Annotated in this window: 15 protein-coding genes and 1 tRNA gene; 8 read left to right on the top strand and 8 right to left on the bottom strand. The window is 64.5% G+C overall.

Annotation, left to right across the window (positions count from 1 at the left end):
- Positions 1 to 99 precede the first annotated feature (99 nt).
- A complete protein-coding gene (locus EWV37_RS06030; protein WP_129700442.1) occupies positions 100 to 1,458 on the bottom strand; it encodes an AI-2E family transporter in 1,359 nt (452 codons plus the stop codon).
- Positions 1,459 to 1,533: 75 nt separating this feature from the next.
- Here EWV37_RS06030 and EWV37_RS06025 point away from each other — a divergent pair, with 75 nt between their 5' ends.
- On the top strand, positions 1,534 to 2,136 hold the full coding sequence (locus EWV37_RS06025; RefSeq protein WP_095796858.1) for a nitroreductase family protein: 603 nt from the start codon (positions 1,534 to 1,536) through the stop codon (positions 2,134 to 2,136).
- 126 nt (positions 2,137 to 2,262) lie between these two features.
- On the opposite strand, the gene EWV37_RS06020 is transcribed toward EWV37_RS06025, so the two are convergent.
- Positions 2,263 to 3,066, bottom strand: a complete 804-nt coding sequence (locus tag EWV37_RS06020; protein ID WP_095796859.1) for a Bax inhibitor-1/YccA family protein — start codon at positions 3,064 to 3,066, stop codon at positions 2,263 to 2,265.
- Positions 3,067 to 3,289: 223 nt separating this feature from the next.
- Between EWV37_RS06020 and EWV37_RS06015 the strand changes: the two genes are divergently transcribed.
- The 6 genes from EWV37_RS06015 (at position 3,290) to EWV37_RS05990 (ending at position 10,728) form a co-directional block, all read left to right on the top strand.
- Positions 3,290 to 4,048 (top strand): SDR family NAD(P)-dependent oxidoreductase, encoded by a 759-nt coding sequence (locus tag EWV37_RS06015; protein ID WP_095796860.1) that lies wholly within the window; start codon positions 3,290 to 3,292, stop codon positions 4,046 to 4,048.
- Positions 4,049 to 4,099: 51 nt separating this feature from the next.
- Positions 4,100 to 5,248: an acetyl-CoA C-acetyltransferase gene (locus EWV37_RS06010; RefSeq protein ID WP_129700440.1), complete on the top strand. Its 1,149-nt coding sequence runs from the start codon at positions 4,100 to 4,102 to the stop codon at positions 5,246 to 5,248.
- Positions 5,249 to 5,297: 49 nt separating this feature from the next.
- Complete coding sequence (locus EWV37_RS06005) at positions 5,298 to 7,028, top strand: fatty acyl-CoA synthetase (RefSeq protein ID WP_129700438.1); 1,731 nt, start codon at positions 5,298 to 5,300, stop codon at positions 7,026 to 7,028.
- Positions 7,025 to 8,224: an acyl-CoA dehydrogenase family protein gene (locus tag EWV37_RS06000; RefSeq protein WP_129700436.1), complete on the top strand. Its 1,200-nt coding sequence runs from the start codon at positions 7,025 to 7,027 to the stop codon at positions 8,222 to 8,224. Before EWV37_RS06005 ends, EWV37_RS06000 begins: the two co-directional genes overlap by 4 nt.
- Positions 8,225 to 8,264: 40 nt before the next feature.
- Entirely contained in the window at positions 8,265 to 9,053 is a 789-nt protein-coding gene (locus EWV37_RS05995; protein ID WP_129700434.1) for an enoyl-CoA hydratase/isomerase family protein, read from the top strand.
- Between the two features lie 253 nt (positions 9,054 to 9,306).
- Complete coding sequence (locus tag EWV37_RS05990) at positions 9,307 to 10,728, top strand: FAD-binding oxidoreductase (RefSeq protein ID WP_129700432.1); 1,422 nt, start codon at positions 9,307 to 9,309, stop codon at positions 10,726 to 10,728.
- 558 nt (positions 10,729 to 11,286) lie between these two features.
- On the opposite strand, the gene EWV37_RS05985 is transcribed toward EWV37_RS05990, so the two are convergent.
- The 4 genes from EWV37_RS05985 to EWV37_RS05970 form a co-directional block, all read right to left on the bottom strand.
- Positions 11,287 to 11,363, bottom strand: a tRNA-Leu gene (locus EWV37_RS05985).
- 69 nt (positions 11,364 to 11,432) lie between these two features.
- On the bottom strand, positions 11,433 to 12,818 hold the full coding sequence (locus EWV37_RS05980) for an NAD(P)/FAD-dependent oxidoreductase (protein WP_129700430.1): 1,386 nt from the start codon (positions 12,816 to 12,818) through the stop codon (positions 11,433 to 11,435).
- An 81-nt stretch (positions 12,819 to 12,899) separates the two neighbouring features.
- Positions 12,900 to 14,279 (bottom strand): S8 family serine peptidase, encoded by a 1,380-nt coding sequence (locus EWV37_RS05975; protein WP_095796867.1) that lies wholly within the window; start codon positions 14,277 to 14,279, stop codon positions 12,900 to 12,902.
- Positions 14,280 to 14,354: 75 nt separating this feature from the next.
- The gene (locus EWV37_RS05970) at positions 14,355 to 15,305 is read right to left on the bottom strand and encodes a Ppx/GppA phosphatase family protein (protein WP_129700428.1); all 951 of its coding nucleotides are present in this window, start codon (positions 15,303 to 15,305) and stop codon (positions 14,355 to 14,357) included.
- Between the two features lie 167 nt (positions 15,306 to 15,472).
- Here EWV37_RS05970 and EWV37_RS05965 point away from each other — a divergent pair, with 167 nt between their 5' ends.
- A complete protein-coding gene (locus EWV37_RS05965) occupies positions 15,473 to 18,199 on the top strand; it encodes a cation-translocating P-type ATPase (RefSeq protein WP_238663092.1) in 2,727 nt (908 codons plus the stop codon).
- Between the two features lie 130 nt (positions 18,200 to 18,329).
- On the opposite strand, the gene EWV37_RS05960 is transcribed toward EWV37_RS05965, so the two are convergent.
- Together EWV37_RS05960 and EWV37_RS05955 are read right to left on the bottom strand one after the other, a co-directional pair.
- Positions 18,330 to 18,884, bottom strand: coding sequence for a DUF501 domain-containing protein (locus tag EWV37_RS05960; RefSeq protein WP_129700425.1), 555 nt, complete (start codon positions 18,882 to 18,884; stop codon positions 18,330 to 18,332).
- A gap of 86 nt (positions 18,885 to 18,970) precedes the next feature.
- Positions 18,971 to 19,561 (bottom strand): FtsB family cell division protein, encoded by a 591-nt coding sequence (locus EWV37_RS05955; RefSeq protein ID WP_129700423.1) that lies wholly within the window; start codon positions 19,559 to 19,561, stop codon positions 18,971 to 18,973.
- Positions 19,562 to 19,649 lie beyond the last annotated feature (88 nt).

The following is a 19,649-nucleotide window of genomic DNA, read 5'->3' as shown; positions in this document are numbered from 1 at the left end:
CAGCCACGGTCTTGCACTGCCGTACGAAAACGCGGCGCCCTCGTTCAAGGGCGCCGCGTTCCATGGTATTACGCGATCAGACGCTGGTTCATTGTGCGACTACGCGCGGTTGGTGCTGTCCTGCTCAATGCTGGCGTCGTGTTCGGTGTCCTTCTTGTGCTTTTCTTCGCGCTTCTTCTCTTCCAGCTCGCGATCCTTGTGCCGCTTGAGACGGAAGCGCTGTAGCTGCTCCATGACCTGCTCACGGGTCAGATCCTGCTTCTTGGCTTCCTTCTTGATCTCCCAGGGATACAGGAACGGTGACCACGCGATCTGGTCGTCGTGCTCCCAAGAGCGCGACGAAAGGTAGCGGACGATCGTGTTCAGAATGGCCAGCAGCGGCACGGCGAACAGCGCGCCCACAATGCCGTACAGCACGGCACCGGCAGCCACGGCCAGGAACACAGCGACCGGGTGCAGGGACACGGCCTTGCCCATGACCAGCGGTTGCAGCACGTTGGACTCGAGCTGCTGGACCAACAGCACCACGCCCAACATGGCCAAGGCGATACCGGGGCCGTTGGCCACCAGGGCGACCAACACGGCAATGATGCCGGTGGCCACCGCACCGACGATCGGGATGAAGGAGGCAAGGAAGACCAACACACCGATCGGCAGCGCCAACGGCACGCCCAGGAGGAAGGCACCCAGGCCGATGCCCACGGCGTCGACGAAGGCGACGAACACCTGAATCCGTACATATTGGGCGAGCGAGAGCCAGCCCTTACGACCGGCGCCATTAACGGCGGTGCGCGCACGGTGCGGGAACAACTTGACCAGGAACAGCCAGATCGATTCACCCTGCATCAGGAAGAACAGCAGCACGAACAGCATGATGATGATGCCGGTCAGAATGTTGCCCGCGGTGGAGCCGAAGGTCACAGCACCGGAGAGAATCGCTTGGGAGTTCTCCTGCAGGGTATTGCCGAGCTCGCCGATCCACTGGTTGATGTTTTCGGTCGAGACGTTGAGGGGGCTGTCCTCGAGCATGCCGGTGAGTTTCTGGAAACCACCCACCGCGCTGCTCGAAAGCTGAGCGAAGCCGGAGATCATCTGCTGGCCGGCCAGGGTCAACAACCCCAGCACCAGAACGATGAGACCGATCTCCACGATGGCCGCAGCCAGGCCCCCGGGCACGCGCTTGGAACGCAGCCACTTGACGGCCGGGGTCAGCAGGCCTGCCAACAGCGCAGCGATGGCGACCGGGATGAGCACTGTGGAAACCTTGGAGAGCAACCAGCCCACCAGGCCGATCGCGGCCACCACCAGGATGACGCGCCAGGACCATGCTGCCGCAATGCGCACCGGGGCGGACACCATTTCGCGACCGTGACGATCAGGGTTCGAGACCGGCCCGGAATCGTGTTCGGGGCGGTCCGGCTGAGAATGCGTCTGCGATATAGACACGGTTGAAGACATGCGTACATCATGGCACGCCCGCCCGGAAATTCTTATTTCACAGGTCACTGTCCAAACGGTGCAAAAATAGGGGGTATGTCCGCTACTTTGCTCCGTGTCCTGGCCCAGCGCCGCCCAGCAAGTGTTTTGACACAGGAGGCTCCGAAACGCCCCGAGTTGGAAACCGTCCTCCGCGCCGTGGCGGGTGCTCGTTTCGACGATTCGCTCACGCCGTGGCGGGTGGCCGTAACCAACCGCCAGTCAGCTTCGGATCTCGCGGCCGCCATGGCCGGGCTCACCTCCGTGCCCAACATGGAAGGCCCCATCCCACGTCTCAAGGGCAAGAAAATCCGCCGGTTGGCCGCCTACCGGGGCAGTCTGCAGTGGGCGTCCACCGGCGGCGCTGGACTGGCCATCATCTTCCGCTTCGACCCCGAGTCCGAAACACCCAAGAAGGTCCAGCGGTTCGACGCGTACTCGATCCGGGGTCTGCTGGAGGCCGCGTTTTACGCGCAGGGGTGGGCCACCGTGTGGTCCCGCCGCTCCCCCAGCGACGAGCAGGTGCTGCGCGACTTCTACCGGCTGAATGACAACGAAGAAATCCTCGGGTGGTTGTTCGTGGGACGACCCGCGCACAATTCGGTTCCAGATCGCGCGATCAACCTCCCCCCGCAGGACCTCGAGATCACCTACATGTAGGAACCGCCCATATGAGGGGCGCCACCCGCAGCCGGGGCGCCACACCCTACGACGACGCCGCGGGCCTCGCGTTCACAACGCAAGGCCCGCGGCGCGGTTAATAGCTCTCGTGGAGAGCTCAGCGGATTACTCGGACATGCTCCGGATGATGGCGATCACGCGCAGGATCTCGACGTAGGCCCAGATCAGGGTCACGGTGAGGCCGAATGCGGCGGACCATGCGGCCTTCTCCGGAATACCGCGGCGAACGCCGTCGGTGATGTTCTCGAAGTCAAGCACAAAGCTGTAGGCGGCCAACAGAATGGCCAGTGCACCCACGATCAGGCCCAGCGGGATGCCGAACAGGGTGACGTCGTAGCGCATGTTGAAGCCACCGAGTAGCGAGGTGCCCAGGTTGATCAGCGCAAACAGGGCGTACGCCATGATGGCGACCATGAAGATCTTGGTCACGCGCGGCGAGGAACGCAGCACACCCACCTTGTAGAGAACCAGCACGGACACGAAGACCGCTACGGTGCCCATGACGGCCTGGATCACGATGCCCGGGTACATGTTCTCGAACATGCCGGAGATGCCACCCAGGAAAAGGCCTTCGGCCAGGGCGTAAGCAATGATCAGCACGGGGCTGGGCTCGCGCTTGAACGCGTTGACCAGGCCCAGGACCAAACCGATGAGGGCGCCGGGCAGGGCCAGGATGGGCATCATCCAGCCGAGCACGCCGGTGACGACAATGCAGACCAGCAGAACGCCGGTACGCACTACGACATCGTCATAGCTCATGCGCCCGGTCTGGGCGGGGCCAGCTGCCGGGGCGTTGTACATCTGCTCGAGTTGTTCGGGCGAGTAACGCGGATCCTGGTAGGAACCGGGCGCGCCTTGTTGCGCGTTTTTCTTGTTGAAGTCGCGCAGGAGCGGGTTTCCACCGGCCATGTGTGCGTCCTTTCATGACGTATACGGGCTGTTCGTCAAGGGTAGCAGTGACGTGTCATGCGGAGCTGGGAGTTTGTGCACAGCGAACAGTGAATTTCACCGTGCGTTTGCGAACTATCGCGGCGTGAGCCGGAACCATTTTGTCGATCATCGACAGTGTGATCTGGACAACAGTTAAATAGTTGGGCATCCTACTAAAGCACCCCACCGAGAGGAATATTCCATGGATGTCTCCAACACTTCTGCCCTGGTGACCGGAGCGGCGTCGGGTCTGGGCGCGGCGACCGCCGCGGCCCTGGCGGATCGCGGCGTACGCGTGATCGGCGTGGACCTCCCCGCGGGTATCGAGAAGGCCCCGGAGGTGGACGGAATCACCTACCACGCAGCTGACGTCACCCAGCCCGACGACGTACGCGCCGCCGTGGCAATGGCCACGGAAGTCGGTCCGTTGCGCACCGTGGTCAATTGCGCCGGCATCGCGCCCTCGGCCCGCATCCTGGGCAAGAAGGGACCGCACGACCTGGCACTGTTCGAGACCGTGATCCGGGTGAACCTGATCGGCACGTTCAACGTGCTGACCCTCGCAGCGGAAGCCATGGCGGAAACCGACCCCGTGGACGAGGACGGCCAGCGCGGACTCATCGTCAATACGGCCTCTGTGGCGGCGTTCGAAGGACAGGTGGGTCAAGCGGCCTACGCGGCGTCCAAGGGAGGCGTGCACAGCCTGACCATCACGGCCGCCCGGGACCTGGCGAGCCTGGGCATCCGAGTGAACACCGTGGCCCCCGGAATCGTGGAGACACCCATGCTGGCCACCGTCAGCGAGGAGTACCGGGCCGGCCTGGCCGCAGGTGTTCCGTTCCCCCGCCGTCTGGGCCGCCCCTCGGAATACGCGCAGATCGTGACCACGTTCGTGGACAACGATTATCTCAACGGCACCACGCTGCGCATGGACGGCGCTCTGCGCATGGCCCCGCGCTGATCGCTGTCGTATTGCCCTACCCCACTCGACCAACTGTTCGGAGTACTTCTCATGGCTGAGGCCTACATCATTGATGCTGTCCGCACCCCCGTGGGGCGCCGCGGCAAGGGACTTGCGGAGGTTCATCCGCTCGATCTGGCCGCCGCACCGTTGCGGGAGCTGGTGAACCGCCAGGGCATCGATTCCCAGGACTACGACGAGGTGATCCTGGGGTGCATCGATCAACTGGGTCCGCAGTCCATGGACATTGCCCGCAATGCGTGGCTCGCTGCCGGGCTCTCGCAGGCGGTGCCCGGTAGCACCATCGAACGGCAATGCGGTTCCGGTCAGCAAGCGATCAGCTACGCGGCGCAGGCCGTGATGAGCGGAACAAGTGACCTGGTGGTCGCCGGTGGTGTGCAGTCCATGTCCAGCATTCCGCTCACGTACTCCAACGTGGCCGCGGAGAAATTCGGTTTCCCGGATCCCTTCACCGGATCCACCGGGTGGGCCGAGCGCTACGGCGACCAAGAGATATCCCAGTTCCGGGGTGCGGAAATGATGGCCCACCGCTGGGGTTTCACCCGGGATGAGCTCGAGGCCTTCGCCGTGGAATCCCACGAACGCGCGCTCACCGCGCAGCGGGAAGGCCGCTTCGATCGGGAGATCCTACCGTTGGCCGGGCTGTCCGCAGACGAGGGTCCGCGCGAGCCAGATCTCGACAAGCTTCGTTCCTTGCAGCCCATCGTGGAGGGTGGCCTGCACACGGCCGGTAGCGCGTCACAGATGTCCGACGGCGCCGCGGCGCTTCTGATCGCCTCTGAGCGTGCTGTTGAGAAATACGGGCTCACACCGCGAGCGCGAATCCACCACGTCTCGGCTCGCGGTGACGATGCCGTGATGATGCTGTCCGCGCCGATTGCCGCGACCCGTCACGCGCTGGAACGCACGGGCATGAGCCTGGACGACATGGACCTGATCGAGATCAACGAGGCCTTCGCCGCTGTGGTGCTCGCATGGCAGCGCGAGACCGGCGCGGACATGTCCAAGGTCAATGTGAACGGCGGAGCTATCGCCCTGGGCCACCCCATCGGTGCGACCGGCGCGCGGCTCATGACCTCTCTGCTGCATGAACTCGAACGCCGAGATGTCCGCTGGGGGCTGCAGACCATGTGCGAGGGCGGCGGCCAGGCCAATGTCACCATCATCGAACGACTCTGAGCGGCCTCTCTGACCTTCGCAACCACTCCCTTTTAAGGACACGCCCATCATGAACGCAGCATCCCAGAACCACGAGACCGAATACGCGGTGGCCACGGCACAGTCCAACACGGTTGGCGATCTGCTCCGCCGCACGGTCACCCGCAACGGTCCCACCACCGCGCTCCTGTTCGAGGACCGGCGCTGGACATATTCGGAACTGGGCGATGCGGTCCATCGCGTGGCACGTCGCCTGCTGGATGCCGGGCTGCCATCCGGTGCCCGGGTTGCCGCCTACGGCGCCAATTCTGACGCCTATCTCCTGCTGTACCTCGCGTGCGCCGAGGCTGGTCTGGTGCACGTTCCGGTGAACTTCGCCCTCAAGGGTGACGAGCTGGCCTACATCCTGGAGGATTCCGGAGCGAACCTGCTCGTGGCCGACAAAGCCCTGCTCCCGCTGGTCGACGACGTCCGCGCGTCCGGTCGCGCCGCGGGTGTCGGCCAGGTGTGGTCGATGTTTTCGAACGCAGACTCGAGTTCCGGTACCCGGCCCGAAGAGGTCTCGCTGCTGGAGACGGCGCTGGACCGGGCGGCGTCGTCGGAGCCCGTGGACGCACCCGTGGACGAAAGCGACCTGCTGCAGCTGCTGTACACCTCCGGAACCACGTCCGCGCCCAAGGGAGCAATGATGACGCACGCCGCGCTGATCGCCGAGTACGTCTCCTCGATCATCGCCCTGGATTTCACGGCCGAGGACCGCCCACTGATCGCCATGCCGCTCTACCATTCGGCCGCGATGCACGTGTTCCTACTCCCCTACCTCACATTGGGTGCCACAGCGCGCGTGATTGCTAAGCCCGACGTCGCTCAGATCCTCGAGCTCGTCGAGAAGGAACACATCGGGTCACTGTTCCTGGCCCCCACTGTGTGGGTTCCGCTGGCGAACTCCCCCGAGCTGGACACCCGCGACCTGTCCTCGCTGACCAAGGCGCAGTACGGCGCGTCCATCATGCCGGTGACCGTGCTGCAGCGGTTGCGCTTGCGATATCCGAAGATCGGGTTCTACAACTGTTTCGGACAATCCGAATTGGGTCCGCTGTGCACCGTGCTGCGCCCGGAGGAACATGACGCGCGGCCGGCCTCGTGCGGGCGGCCCGTGTTCTATGTGGAGGCGCGCGTGGTCACCTCGGAGGGTGAGCTGGCTGCGCCCGGTGAACCAGGAGAGATCCAGTACCGCTCCCCGCAGTTGCTGACCGGGTACTGGAACAAACCCGAAGCCACCGAGCAGGCGTTCGTGGACGGGTGGTTCCGTTCCGGTGACCAGGTCACCCAAGATGCGCAGGGGTTCATCCAGGTGGTGGACCGCATCAAGGACGTCATCAATACCGGTGGCGTACTCGTGGCTCCGCGTGAGGTCGAGGACTGCATCTATGAGCTGGATGAGGTCGCAGAGGTTGCCGTGGTCGGTCTGCCCGACGAGCGCTGGATCGAGGCCATCACCGCGGTGATTGTGCTCAAGGAGGGCACCACGCTGACTCCGGAAACCGTGCGCGCGCACGTGAAGTCGCGGATCGCCGACTACAAGGTGCCCAAGCGGGTGGACTTCGTCGCGGAACTACCCCGCAACCAGTCGGGCAAGCTGCTCAAACGGGAGCTGCGGGCGGAGCGTGCTCGGGACACCGGCGGTGCACCGTCCGGTCAGGGCGCGGCTGGTGCGGCCAGTGCGAAAGGCGGCGGAGCGGCGTCGTCGTCGGTGAATGCGGACGCGACCGGTACCGCATCCTCGGAGGATCGCGCATGAGCGCGGGACCCTCGCGGCAGTACGAGCTGGCCGACGCGCTGGGCACCGACTATTTCTCGGTTCTGGAGGGGATCAACGCGGACGACCGGGCGCACTGGGACCGTGCCCGCGAATACGGCGCGGAGATCCTGCCCTTGATCAACGAGTACTGGGATCGCGGTGAGTACCCCACGGAACTGGTGCGACGGGCCGGCGAACTGGATCTGCTGACCGATGGTCTGGAGGTCCCAGGGCACCATCAGATGTCACCCATGGCGGCCGGACTGGTGACCATGGAGATCTCGCGCGTGGACGGGTCCCTGGCCGCCGCAGCGGCGGTGCAGGGCGGGCTGGTGTTACGCAGCCTGATGTTGTTCGGCAGCGAGGAACAGAAGGAGCGGTACCTCGAGCCCGTTGCGAGTGGCGAGCTACTGGGTGGTTTCGCGTTGACGGAACCCAACCACGGCTCGGACTCGGTGTCGCTGGAAACCACCGCGCGCCGCGAAGGCTCCGAATGGGTCCTGGACGGTCACAAGAAGTGGATCGGTAACGGCGCCGCCGGCGGGATCACGATCGTGTGGGCCCGCGACAAGGCGGACGGCCAGGTCAAGGGCTTCATCGTGGAGCAGTCCACGCCCGGCTATTCGGCCGAGGTGATCAAGGGGAAGGGCGCGTTGCGCGCCATTCACCAGGCGGAAATCACCCTGGTCAATGTGCGCGTGCCCGCCGACGCGCAGCTCCCCAACGTGCACTCGTTCAAGGACGTCTCACGCGCCCTCGTGGAGACGCGCGTGAACGTGGGTTGGTCCGCGTTGGGCCACGCCACGTCCATGTTCGAGGCGGCGCTGTCCTACGCGAAGCAACGCACGCAGTTCGGCAAACCGCTGGCCGGTCATCAAATGGTGCAGGAGCGCCTGGCCCAGATGCTCGCCGAGCTGACCAACATGCAGTTGCAGTGCTTGGCGGTGACACAACTCCAGGCCGCAGGCACCATGCGGCCCGCGCAGGCCTCGATGCTCAAGTACCACAACACGCGCGCGGCCCGTCGGATCGCTTCCGCGGCCCGGGACATGCTGGGTGGCAACGGGATTCTGCTGGAGAATCACGTGATCCGCCACATGACCGATGTGGAGGCGCTGCACACGTACGAGGGCACCGAGTCCGTTCAGGCCCTGATCCTTGGCCGCGACCTCACCGGCGTCAGCGCCTTCGCGTGACCGCGCCCTCACCATCCCCGACCAGTCCAACAGGAGCACCGTGACTACTAGCGACACCCCCTCTGCAGTCCGGATCGAACACCGGTCCGGCGTGGTTCGGCTCGTGCTGAACCGTCCCGCGGACGGCAATGCTTTCACCCTCGACATGGCGCGTGAGGCACTGGCCGCCCTGCGCGACGCCGAGCCCGACCCGGACGTCCACGTCCTCACGTTGACGGGCGAGGGTCGCTTCTTCTGCGCGGGCGGGGACGTCACGAGCATGGCCTCTTACGAGCCCGCGGGTCGTCCCGCTTTCTTACGCGACCTCGCCGACGCCGCCCACGACGTCGCGCTGGCCATGATGCGTTCGCGTCTGCTCATCATTGCTGGCGTCAATGGCACGGCGGCCGGTGCGGGGTTCGGGTTGGTGTTGAACTCTGACTGGGTATTGGCCTCCGATCAGTCGAGCATGCTGACGGCGTACTCCAAGATGGGTCTGTCCCCTGATACGGGCGTCGCCTACCTGCTCCCCCGCGCGGTGGGCCATCAGCGCGCCACCGATCTGGCGCTCAATGGTCGGGTTCTGAGCGGTGCGGACGCCGTGGACTGGGGCCTTGCGAACGAGGTGACCGCAGCGGCGTCGTTCGCGGAGCGGCTCACCGAGGTCGAGGACCGTTTCTTGAGCGGGGCGACGCAGACGTACGGGTCGACCAAGAAATTGCTGCGGGCCGCCACGCTGGAGGGGTACGAGCAGCACCTGCGCAACGAATCAGCGAGCATCGCGAAACTGTCCGGGCATCCGGAGACCGTGCAGCGCGTGGATCGGTTCGTCGGCAAGAAACGCAGTTGAGGGCTGCTTCTTTCTGATCACGACGAGATTTTCTACCGTGATGGCTCACTGCCGTAGACCGGGTTACCAAGTGGACTTATAATTGGTTCAGCGTCGTACCGTTCCAGCCCGGAGACACATTGGGAGGCTCCGAGGCCCGGGAATGTCATTCCCCGAGTTCTGCAGTGGCGGCGTGGAGAAATTCCGATCCCTGCAGCCACCATTCACCGTCATGTCAGAGATGCAGATCTCTCATCGGGGAAGCAGCAGCATCATGAGCACGCACACTTCGCACACCAACAGCCCCGAGATCACGGCTGCGCTCAACAAACTGGACGATTCGTTGTCCGGGGATCTGATCACCCCCGACGATTCCCGGTACGACAGTGCTCGAACGGTGTGGAACGGCATGATCGATGTCTACCCTTGCGCGGTGATCCGTGTGGGATCAGACTCTGACATCGATGTGGTCCTGGAGGCCGCGCGAGACACGGGACTGCCACTTGCCATCCGCGGAGGCGGCCACAACGTGGCGGGGCACGTCACCGTGGAGGGCGGGCTCGCCCTGGACCTGTGCCAACTCCGGGCCGTGGAGGTTGATCCGGAACGTCGCCTGGTCTCGGTCGCAGCTGGAGCCACTCTCTCGGACGTCGATCATGCGACCGCGCCTCATCAACTCGCGATTCCCATGGGCGTGATCAGCGCGACCGGGATCGCCGGGCTGACGCTGGGCGGCGGCGTGGGATGGTTGACCAGGTCTTGCGGCCTGAGTCTGGACAATCTGGAATCCGCCCGTATCGTCACAGCCTCCGGGGAGCATCTCACGGCGAGCGCCGGGGAGAACCCCGACCTCTTCTGGGGAGTGCGCGGCGGGGGTGGCAACTTCGGTGTGGTTTCGTCCTTCACGTTTCACGCTCGGTCACTGTCATCGCCCGTATTGGCGGGAAACTTCTTCTACCAGCCGGCTCACTGGCGTGATGCCCTGACTTCATTCGAACACTGGACTCAATCCCTGCCCGACGAAATGACTCCCATCATCTCCATCCTGGTGCTGCCACCGGAGTTCGGCATGGGCGACGACCCGTGGATGATTGTGGGTTTCGCGTGGGCTTCGGAGGACCAGGCCTCGGGGTTGGAGCTGATCCAGCAGTTGCGGGAGATTGCGCCACCGGATGGTGAAGACGTCCACCTCACGGACTGGATCGGCTGGCAGTCGAGTCTGGACGGTCTCTTCCCCAAAGGCTCACGCGGGTACTGGAAAAACGTGTCCTTCTCCCGGATGGATCGTGAGGTCGTGGATGTCCTTGCGGACATCGCCTCGGAAGTCACCTGGCACGGAACGGGCATCGACATCCATTGCTTAGGCGGTGCGTTTAGTCGCATAGCGGAAGACGACACCGCATTCCCCAACCGCTCCGCCCGGTTCTGGCTCAACATCTACGGATTCTGGACCGATCCTGCCGAGGATGAGCGGTTGACCGCTTTTGCACGAAAGGCTCACGCACGCATGCAGCCCTTCGCCGAGCAGGGGCAATACGTGAACTTCCTGGGGGCAGAGGACGGTCACGACATGACCCACGCGGCCCGCCAGGCCTACGGCCAACGCACCTACGACCGATTGAAGGAACTGAAGAATCGCTACGACCCACAGAATCTGTTCCGTCTGAACCACAACATCGTGCCCGACCCCAGCTGACCGAACACGGAATCATGGAACGCGAGTGGTGCGGGGGGATGAAATCGGATCAGGTGCGCTGGCTAGCTAACACCGAGTTCCTTCTTACGCTCCTCAAGCACCTTTTGTAGCTTCTCTGACTGCTTCAGGAGTCGTTGCTGCTGTTTGGCGCTGTACGTGTTGACCTTGCCCGTACGAGCGGCGCTGTCAGTTTTAGCCGTCAACCTGGTCCTCGCATTGCGGCCACCAGCGGAAGAAGCTCTCAACGTCGCCATGGGTTACACCGTCCTCCTGTGGGAATCCACTCTACGGTCTCTGCGACTATGACGGGTCTCCGTGATGTCGAATGAGATTTTCCCTGTAGCGGGGATCCGGAACCGGTCCATTGAGGATTGTCGCGACCGGGGAACATCTGTGGCTGAGTTTGGCACGGCAGAACATCTGAGGCTCCGGACCGCAGCGGATCAGGGGTGAACGCCGCGAACCGAAGCCATAAATGTAATGGGCCGCGAACTTCGGCCTCAGATGTCGTCAGCGGTGGCCCAACATGCCGGAACGCAGGCCGTGCAAAGAAGAAAGTGGTGCCCCCAGTGGGACTCGAACCCACACTGCGCGGATTTTAAGTCCGCTGCCTCTGCCAATTGGGCTATGGGGGCCAGTGCAAAAGCTACCGGTTCACCGCCCGTGAAGGGAGCTGAACCGGTAGCTTCGCGAGTAAACGTAGGTTACAGCCTTGCCTTGGCCTTATCCACTTCGTCACCTGCGGCGATCTTGAACGAACGGCGCGGGTCACGCACGTGGCGCATGCCGGTGGTGTCGCGGCCGAAGAGCATGTTGATGCCCCATTCGCTGAACACGCGGACCTTGCGCTCGATCGTGGGGATCGCGTAGCCGTGGTAGAGCCGGTGTGCGGCCCAAGCGGGTAGACCACCGAAGTCCACACCGCGAATGGTGGCGGCACCCTTGTACAGGCCCAGACCCGCCACAGCGCCGAGGTTCTCGTGGTAGTAGTCCTCGAGCGGCTTGCCCTCGCGGGTAGCCATGATGTTCTTGGCCATGGTCTTGGCCTGGCGCACAGCGTGCTGAGCGTTGGGAACGCAGAAACCGCCGGGGCCGGCACCCGTGAGGTCCGGAACTGCGGCGATGTCACCGGCGGCCCAGGCACCCTTGAGGGGGCCGTCGTCCCCGGTCACACGCAGATCAGCACCGGCACGGACGCGCCCGCGCTCGTCCACGGGCAGGTCACTGTTCTTGACGAACGGCGAAGCCTGAACACCAGCGGTCCATACCAGCGTGTCGGTGTACATTTCGCCGGCCGGAGACTTGTCCTTCATGTTGATCAGCTTGACCAACTGGTCCTTGGCGGAATCCAAGGAGGTGTTCAACAGAACTTCGATGCCGCGCGAACGCAGGTCGGCGACAACCTTCTCGGCTCGCTCCTCGGTCACCTCGGGCATGATGCGGCCCATGGCCTCGACCAGCACGAAGCGCAGGTCGGAGACCTTCAAACGGTCGTTGCGCTCCACTGCGGTGCGCGCCATGTCCTCGAGTTCACCAATGGCCTCGATACCGGCGAAACCGCCACCGACCACGATGAAGGTGAGAGCCTTGCGCTTCTCTGCTTCGTCATCGGTCAGCGAGGCGATCTCGATGCGTTCCAGGACCCAGTTACGCAGAGATACAGCCTCTTCGATGGTCTTGAGACCGATCGCGTTCTCGGCCAGTCCCTCGATGGGGAAGGTGCGGGTCATGGAGCCACCGGCAATGACGATCTCGTCATAGGGCAGATCGAAGTCGGGACCCTGATCGATGCCGCGGATACTGACCGTACGGTTGGCGTGGTCAATGCTCTCCACGCGGCCAGCGATGAGTTCGCAGTCCTTGAGGTGCTGACGGTGCGGAACGATGGCGCTACGTGCCTCGATGTTGCCGGCAGCAACTTCGGGCAAGAACGGCAGGTAGGTCATGTACGGGTTGGGATCGACAACCGTGACAACGCCACCCGATTCTTTGATGCGGGTTTGCAGCTGTTGTGCGAGCGTGAAACCAACGTATCCGCCGCCGACGATCAGAAGACGCGGACGGTCTTTAGCCAATTGATTGAAAGCCATGCCTGAAAGTCTACTCATCGCCGCCCCAATTTCCGCTTCGAAAGGCGGGGGTGGGACTGCGCTGATCGTGAAATGTTGGCGTCAGCGGTTCATCGAGCGGATGTGCAGTACCGCGGCCACCGTGAGTCCCGCCACTACCAGACCGAATCCGGCCAGGATGACCACGGGCAGTGCACCGGTCTCGTTGAGCGGCGCCTGGGCCACCGGCGGGGTCGCCTCCTCTGTCACCTGTTCCGTGTCCGGGGTCTCGGAGACCTCGGGCGACGACGCCGCCTCGCTGGGTTCCACAGCTGCCGGTCGGTGCACGCTCATCCAGTGCTTCATGCTCCCCAGCGGATTCTTGTCGACGTCTGGCACGTCCTGTTCGACAGCGGCCTTCACATCCAGAATCCCGTGGCCGTAGAACGAGTCCTGACCTTCTTCACCGGCGTCGTGAGCGGTGCGAATGATCTGGTTGGCGATCTGCGCCGCGCTCAGTTCCGGGTTCTTGGACTTGATCAACGCGGCGGTTCCGGAGACCAGCGGCACCGTGGCAGACGTGCCGGACCATTCGGCGTAACCGTCACCCGGCATGGCGCCCACCATGTCCTCACTCGGACCCGCAACCGCGATCGAGATCCCCTGGGAGGAGGAATCCCAGCTCGCCTGGCCCGCGCGGTTCACGCCACCCACCGTGAGTACACCGGGGATCGTGGCCGGCGCTCCCACTTGGTTGAGTCCGGAACCACGGTTGCCCGAGGCCGCCACGACCAGGACGTCCTTCTCCTCTGCATATGCGAACGCTGAGTCCCAGGACTGCGGCCATTCCGTGGAATCCGATCCCACGGACATGTTGATCACGTCCGCACCGTTGTCCACGGCCCAACGAACGGCATTCGGAATCTGCTCGTTGACGTCCTTGACGCCAGGTTCCTCGTTGCCGAGCCACAGGGACACGGGCAGGATCTCCGCTTCCGGCGCCACACCGATCACGCCACCCTGCTTACCGGGACCGTCGGGAGTATCCGCACCGTGACCGGTTCCGGCGGCCAAGGACGAAACGAGGGTGCCGTGTTCGGGTTCCGAGCCCAGTCCGCGGTGCCCCTTGCCGTCTCCCTTGCCGGAGACGTCCGTGCCGTCCTTGACGGTGCCGCTCAGATCCTGATGTGTCGCGTCCACACCGGTGTCGATCACGGCGATCTTCACACCCTTGCCGGTGGATTCCTTCCACGCATCGCGCACACCGTATTCGTCGAGCCAGTACTCCCGCTCGCGGATCGAGTCCACGGGAACCGGTACCTTGCCGTCCGGGGGCGGCGGCGCCACGGGAGTTTCCACGGGGATCGACGGCGCGGGGGCGGGCGCTCCCGGTGGCTGCTCGTTGTCGGGCATGGCTACCGCGGGGGCGGCGGCGAAGGACAAGACCATGGCGGCAGCGGCCGCACCCGAGAGTGCGCGGCGACGCGTGGTGTGAACCGACATTACTAACCTCAACTCGACTGGGAACGCACCGGTGGGGACGTCCCTGGCGGTTGAATGTTCAGGACGTTTGTGGGGTCAGTGCACCAGGGACAGACCGATTCCGTCCAAAATATCGTGTTCGCTGGCCGTGACCGACTGCACACGCCCTTGTGTCGCCGCGACCACGCGTTCGATCACGCGCCGCCACACCAGGGCACCGCCACCGATCACGTCCACGCGGCCCTCGTGCATGAATCCCAAGCGGGCCCGTTCCTTCTTGGTCATGGCCGTGAGATCCTTGCAGGCCTTGGCTATCGAGTCCACCGATTGCGTGGAGCCGTGAATCTTGTCCGGGTCATAGCTCTTGAGATCCATGGCGTGAGCGCTCACCGTAGTCACCGTTCCGGCGACACCCACCAAATGGGTGGTTTGTGACAACGGGACCATCCGGGCCACGGAATCCATGGCCTCGTCCACGTCCTGGAGTACCTGGCGCTGCTGTTCGTCGGTGGGAGGGTTGGAGCCCAAGTGCCGTTCGGTCATCCGCACGCATCCAACGTCCACGCTCTTGGCTGCGGTTACGCCGTCCACGGTGCCCAGTACGCATTCGGTGGAACCACCACCCAGATCGACCACGAGCACGCGATCCTCGGGTTTGAGAGGCCCGGTTGCGTTGGCCGCGCCGCGGAAGGACAGGGCGGCTTCTTCGTCACCGGTCACGACCTCGGGTGCAACTCCTAGCCGTTCCTTGATGCCGTCCACGAACACCTGGCGATTCCCGGCATCGCGCGTGGCCGACGTCGCGACGAAACGGATCTTGTCCACCTTGTGTTTCTTGATGAGCCGCGAGTACTCCTCAGCGGCGGCGAAGGTGCGATCCAGGGCGGCCTCGGCCAGCCAACCGGTGGCGTCCACGCCCTGTCCCAATCGGACCACGCGCATTTCCCGCACGATGTCGACGAGTTCGGGGTGACCGTTGTCGTCCTTCACATCCGCGATCAGGAGGCGGATGGAGTTGGTACCGCAATCAATGGCCGCAACGCGCATGGGTGATGGATCCTTGGGTCTATGGGGAATGCGCCGATTCTGCCAGCGCGATCCCACTTTACCCGCGTTCTGGGCGCGTCCACGACGGCGTGGTCTGACCAGGGTGTGAAAAACTGAAGCCAGCTAACGATTTCCCTGCCTGACACGCGACAACACGAACGAGACCAATGATGACCTCAGAAATCGGCGACACAGTATCCACCCGTGCCTTCCACGCGCTCACGCCGGCGGAAGCCCTGCGGGAATGGGGTTCGCAAGAATCGGGCCTGACCAACGCCCAGGCAACGGACATTCGGGATCGGGTAGGTCCCAACCGGTTGCCGGCCGCCAAGCGGAAACCCGCGATTCTGAGGTTCCTGGCGCACTTCAAAAACGTGCTCATCTACATCCTGCTGGTCTCCGCGGTGATCACGGCGTTCTACCGGGAGTGGGTCGATTTCTGGGTGATCATCGCCGTGGCCGTGGGCAACGCGGTGATCGGTTTCGTGCAGGAGGGGCAAGCGGAGAAGGCACTCGCTGGGATCCGCGGCATGCTCTCGGTGCACGCTTCGGTGCTGCGCGATGGCGAGTGGCAGCAAGTAGATGGCGAAGATCTGGTGCCCGGTGACGTCGTTCGGCTGGGTCCCGGCGACAAGGTCCCCGCCGATCTGCGCCTCCTGGACGCCAATCGACTGGCCATCGACGAATCCGCGCTCACGGGCGAATCCGAGCCCAGCGACAAGCACGTGGAAGCCGTGGCGGAGGACGCCGGAATCGGTGATCGCACCAGCATCGCGCACTCCGGCACCGTGGTCACCCGCGGTACCGCGCTGGGTGTGGTGGTCGCCACCGGCTCGAACACGGAGATCGGACGCATCCAGTCCCTCGTGGACGACATCGACCAGCTGGCTACTCCCCTGACCGAACAAATGGACCGCCTGGGCAAGCAGTTCGCGCTGGGCATCTTGGTCGTGAGTGCCGTAATGATGCTGGTCGCCTGGTTCATCTATTCGATGCCCACGCAGACCGTGCTGAGCTCATTCATCAGCTTTGCCGTGGCCACGGTGCCCGAGGGGCTACCGGCGCTCGTGACCATCACGCTGGCGCTGGGCGTTCAACAAATGGCGCGTCACAAGGCCATCACCCGCACGATGACGGCCGTGGAAACTCTCGGCGCGGTCACCACGATTTGCTCGGACAAGACCGGAACGCTGACCCGCAACGAGATGACCGCCCGCGTCGCGTCCGTGCCCGGTGGTCGCTTCGCCATCACCGGCGAGGGATACACGGATCAGGGCACGGTCGTGGCCTCCGGCGAGGCAACCGACGAAGCCTCACGCAACGCGCGGACGCTCGCGCGCGCCGTCGTCCTCTGCAATGACGCCACCCTGCGCGGGACCGGCGAACGCATCCAGATCGTGGGCGAGCCGACCGAGGCGGCGCTCGCGATCTTCGGACGCAAGGCCGGGTTCGACGCCGCTCCATACAGTCGCGTGGGCGCGCTCCCCTTCGATTCGTCCAACAAGTACATGGCGGTGCTGAGCGAGGCTCCCGGCGGCGAGCGCGAGATCCTCGTCAAGGGAGCCCCGGACCGGCTCCTGCAGCGCTGCTCAACCCAGTTGCCGGACGCGCACGGCGCCACGGACTTCGACCCGGACGAGTGGGAACGCGCCAACACGGATCTGGCGTCCCAGGGGCTGCGAGTGCTGGCTGCCGCGCGCAAGACCATGGCCGCGGGCACCGCCACCCTGTCTCACGAGGACCTCGACGAGGGGCTCGAATTCGTTGGGCTCGTGGGGCTGGTCGACCCGCCGCGTGAAGAAGCCATCACGGCCGTGGCGTCGTGTCACGGGGCCGGGATCAACGTGAAGATGATCACCGGTGACCACGCGGAAACCGCCCGTGCCATCAGCCGCGAACTGGGCCTGTCCACCAACGACGATCCCGTGGTGGTGACCGGCGCCGAGGTCGAGGCCATGACCAAGGAGGAACTGGTCGAGCGCGTCACGGACGTGGATGTCTTTGCGCGCACGAGCCCCGAGCACAAGATCCGCATTGTGGACGCCCTGCAGGCCCGCCGCGAGGTGGTGGCCATGACCGGCGACGGCGTCAACGATGCCCCCGCCCTCACCCGTGCCAACGTGGGTATCGCCATGGGCATCAAGGGCACCGAGGCCACCAAGGAAGCCGCGGACATCGTGCTCGCGGACGACAACTTCGCCACGATTGAAGGTGCGGTCCACGAAGGCCGACGGATCTACGACAACATCCGCAAATCCGTGGTGTTCCTGCTCCCCACGAGCATCGGCATGGGCCTGGTGGTCCTGGCCTCCGTACTCCTGGGCGCAGAACCGCCGTTGCGGCCCACGCAGATCTTGTGGGTCAACCTGGTCACCGCGATCACGTTGTCCATCACCTTGGCCTACGAGCCTGCCGAGCCGGGCATCATGCAACGCCGTCCCCGCGACCGGGATGCCAATCTGCTGCCCGTGTCCTTGTGGCTACGTGTGGTGTGGGTGGCATTTTTCATCGGCGCGGCCGCGCTGCTGTCCTACCGGGTCATGAGCGAATCGGGCGCCTCGGACGCCGTGGCCAGCACCACGGCGGTCTCCGTGCTGGTCCTTGGCCAGATCTTCGTGCTGTTCAACTCGCGCTTCCTGCACCTGTCCAGCTTGCACCCGCGCGCCATCACCGGGAACAAGGCCACGTGGATCTCCACGGGCATCCTGCTGGCGGTGCAGCTGGTCTTCACCTACGCGCCGTTCATGAACACGTGGTTCGGTTCTGCGCCGCTGGGCTGGGTGGAATGGGGCTTCGCGCTGCTCAACGGCGTGGTGATCTTCTTGCTGGTCGAGCTGATCAAGGCCGTGCAGAACCGCGGCGGTCGTGGTGCACCCAGGTCGGTGCAGCGCTAGCGGTCCGGTTTCGGCGGCCCTGCGATAGCCAGTCTTGACAGTACGACGCCCGCCTCACGGATGATCCGTGAGGCGGGCGTCGTTGTCTGCGTCATCTGCGGTGCACGCAGGACGTGTGCGGTTGGCGCAATCAGTCCGCGGTGCGCCACTCCGGGTCGCATGCGCAACGGTCCGTGGTCCAGGTGTCCGCGATGAGTCCCAGGGTCTCGTCGCCCAGCGGGTTCACGCCCGGGCCGGCGGCCAGGCTGTGACCCACCAGGACGTGCAGGCACTTCACGCGGGTGGGCATGCCGCCTGCGGAGATGCCTTCGATCTCGGACACCTCGCCGATTCCGGCCTTCTCGCCAATCCGACGCCGCTCCCCCAGGTAATGCTCGTGGGCCGCCTGGTACTGCTCCGCCAGCTCGGTGTCCTCCTTGATCCGGTCCGACATGCCGTACATGCTGCCCTCGGCCTCGAGCCGGGACACCGCAGAGGTGATGACGGGGTGCGTCAGGTAGAACACCGTGGGGAACGGAGTGCCGTTGGCCAACCGGGGTGCGGTGGCAACAACCAGCGGGTTACCGCACACACACCGCGCGGCGATTTCCACCACGTCACGCGCCGGACGGCCGAGCTGGTGTCCCACCACCGTGAGATCCTGCTGGGTCACGGAGGGGTCATGGGTCGGCTGAGCTTCAGTCACTTGCGTACTACTTTCCGGCGCGCTGCTGGGCCAGTTCGTCGAGGGAGACGGATTCAATCGGAACACGATCCGTCAGGAGAGAAAGGTTACTGCTCGGGCTCCACAGGGGCGATTTCCGGCTCGCTGCGGGGGAACGCCGAATCCACCACGGACTGCCACAGGCCATCAGCCCAGGCAGGTTTACCCGCTTCGACCTGTTCCGCGGAGGACTCCGCGGCCTGACGTCCCGTTTGTTCCGCTCCGAGCACCAGGTAGGCCCGTTCACCGGGCATCACGTAGAACATGCGCTCACGGGCCTGCTGCTCCACGTACGCGTCGTCACCCCAGCGCTCCTCTTGCAGCTTGAGCTGTTGCTGCTCCTGCTCCTTGGCCGCAATGGATTCTTCGAGAGCGGCGATCTGGGCCCGCTGGTCGAAGAAGATCTTGGCGGTGGGAGCGGCCAGGAACAAAATCAGGGTGGCCACCACGATCAAGGCAATGAGTCGACCGTTGAACGAGTGCGCGGGTGTGGGTGCGGTGACCGTGGACGATCCGCCGCCCGAGTGACCGGGGCGCCCTGCTCCTTGGGTGCCGGTTCGCGGGCTTGAGGTGGCTCGGCCCTCGGACGCCGAAGGCTTCCCGTCCGTGCCCTTCTTCTTCCCGGAGAACCGAGGAATCCTGGGCCTGGGGCCAACCATGCACACCTCCCGCGCTCCACGGTGGTCTCGGCATGAGACGCACCCTCATCAATCCTGCGGATCATTCTAGCGACCCGAACGTGGTCGT

It is taken from the genome of Kocuria carniphila (genome assembly GCF_004136555.1).
GTDB lineage: Bacteria > Actinomycetota > Actinomycetes > Actinomycetales > Micrococcaceae > Kocuria > Kocuria carniphila.
This window is presented reverse-complemented; position numbering and strand designations above follow the sequence as displayed.

Coding starts and splice junctions, on each gene's coding strand:
- EWV37_RS06030 (WP_129700442.1), bottom strand. CDS start 1,458: ATGTCTTCAACCGTGTCTATATCGCAGACGCATTCTCAGCCGGACCGC.
- EWV37_RS06025 (WP_095796858.1), top strand. CDS start 1,534: ATGTCCGCTACTTTGCTCCGTGTCCTGGCCCAGCGCCGCCCAGCAAGT.
- EWV37_RS06020 (WP_095796859.1), bottom strand. CDS start 3,066: ATGGCCGGTGGAAACCCGCTCCTGCGCGACTTCAACAAGAAAAACGCG.
- EWV37_RS06015 (WP_095796860.1), top strand. CDS start 3,290: ATGGATGTCTCCAACACTTCTGCCCTGGTGACCGGAGCGGCGTCGGGT.
- EWV37_RS06010 (WP_129700440.1), top strand. CDS start 4,100: ATGGCTGAGGCCTACATCATTGATGCTGTCCGCACCCCCGTGGGGCGC.
- EWV37_RS06005 (WP_129700438.1), top strand. CDS start 5,298: ATGAACGCAGCATCCCAGAACCACGAGACCGAATACGCGGTGGCCACG.
- EWV37_RS06000 (WP_129700436.1), top strand. CDS start 7,025: ATGAGCGCGGGACCCTCGCGGCAGTACGAGCTGGCCGACGCGCTGGGC.
- EWV37_RS05990 (WP_129700432.1), top strand. CDS start 9,307: ATGAGCACGCACACTTCGCACACCAACAGCCCCGAGATCACGGCTGCG.
- EWV37_RS05980 (WP_129700430.1), bottom strand. CDS start 12,818: ATGGCTTTCAATCAATTGGCTAAAGACCGTCCGCGTCTTCTGATCGTC.
- EWV37_RS05975 (WP_095796867.1), bottom strand. CDS start 14,279: ATGTCGGTTCACACCACGCGTCGCCGCGCACTCTCGGGTGCGGCCGCT.
- EWV37_RS05970 (WP_129700428.1), bottom strand. CDS start 15,305: ATGCGCGTTGCGGCCATTGATTGCGGTACCAACTCCATCCGCCTCCTG.
- EWV37_RS05965 (WP_238663092.1), top strand. CDS start 15,473: ATGATGACCTCAGAAATCGGCGACACAGTATCCACCCGTGCCTTCCAC.
- EWV37_RS05955 (WP_129700423.1), bottom strand. CDS start 19,561: ATGGTTGGCCCCAGGCCCAGGATTCCTCGGTTCTCCGGGAAGAAGAAG.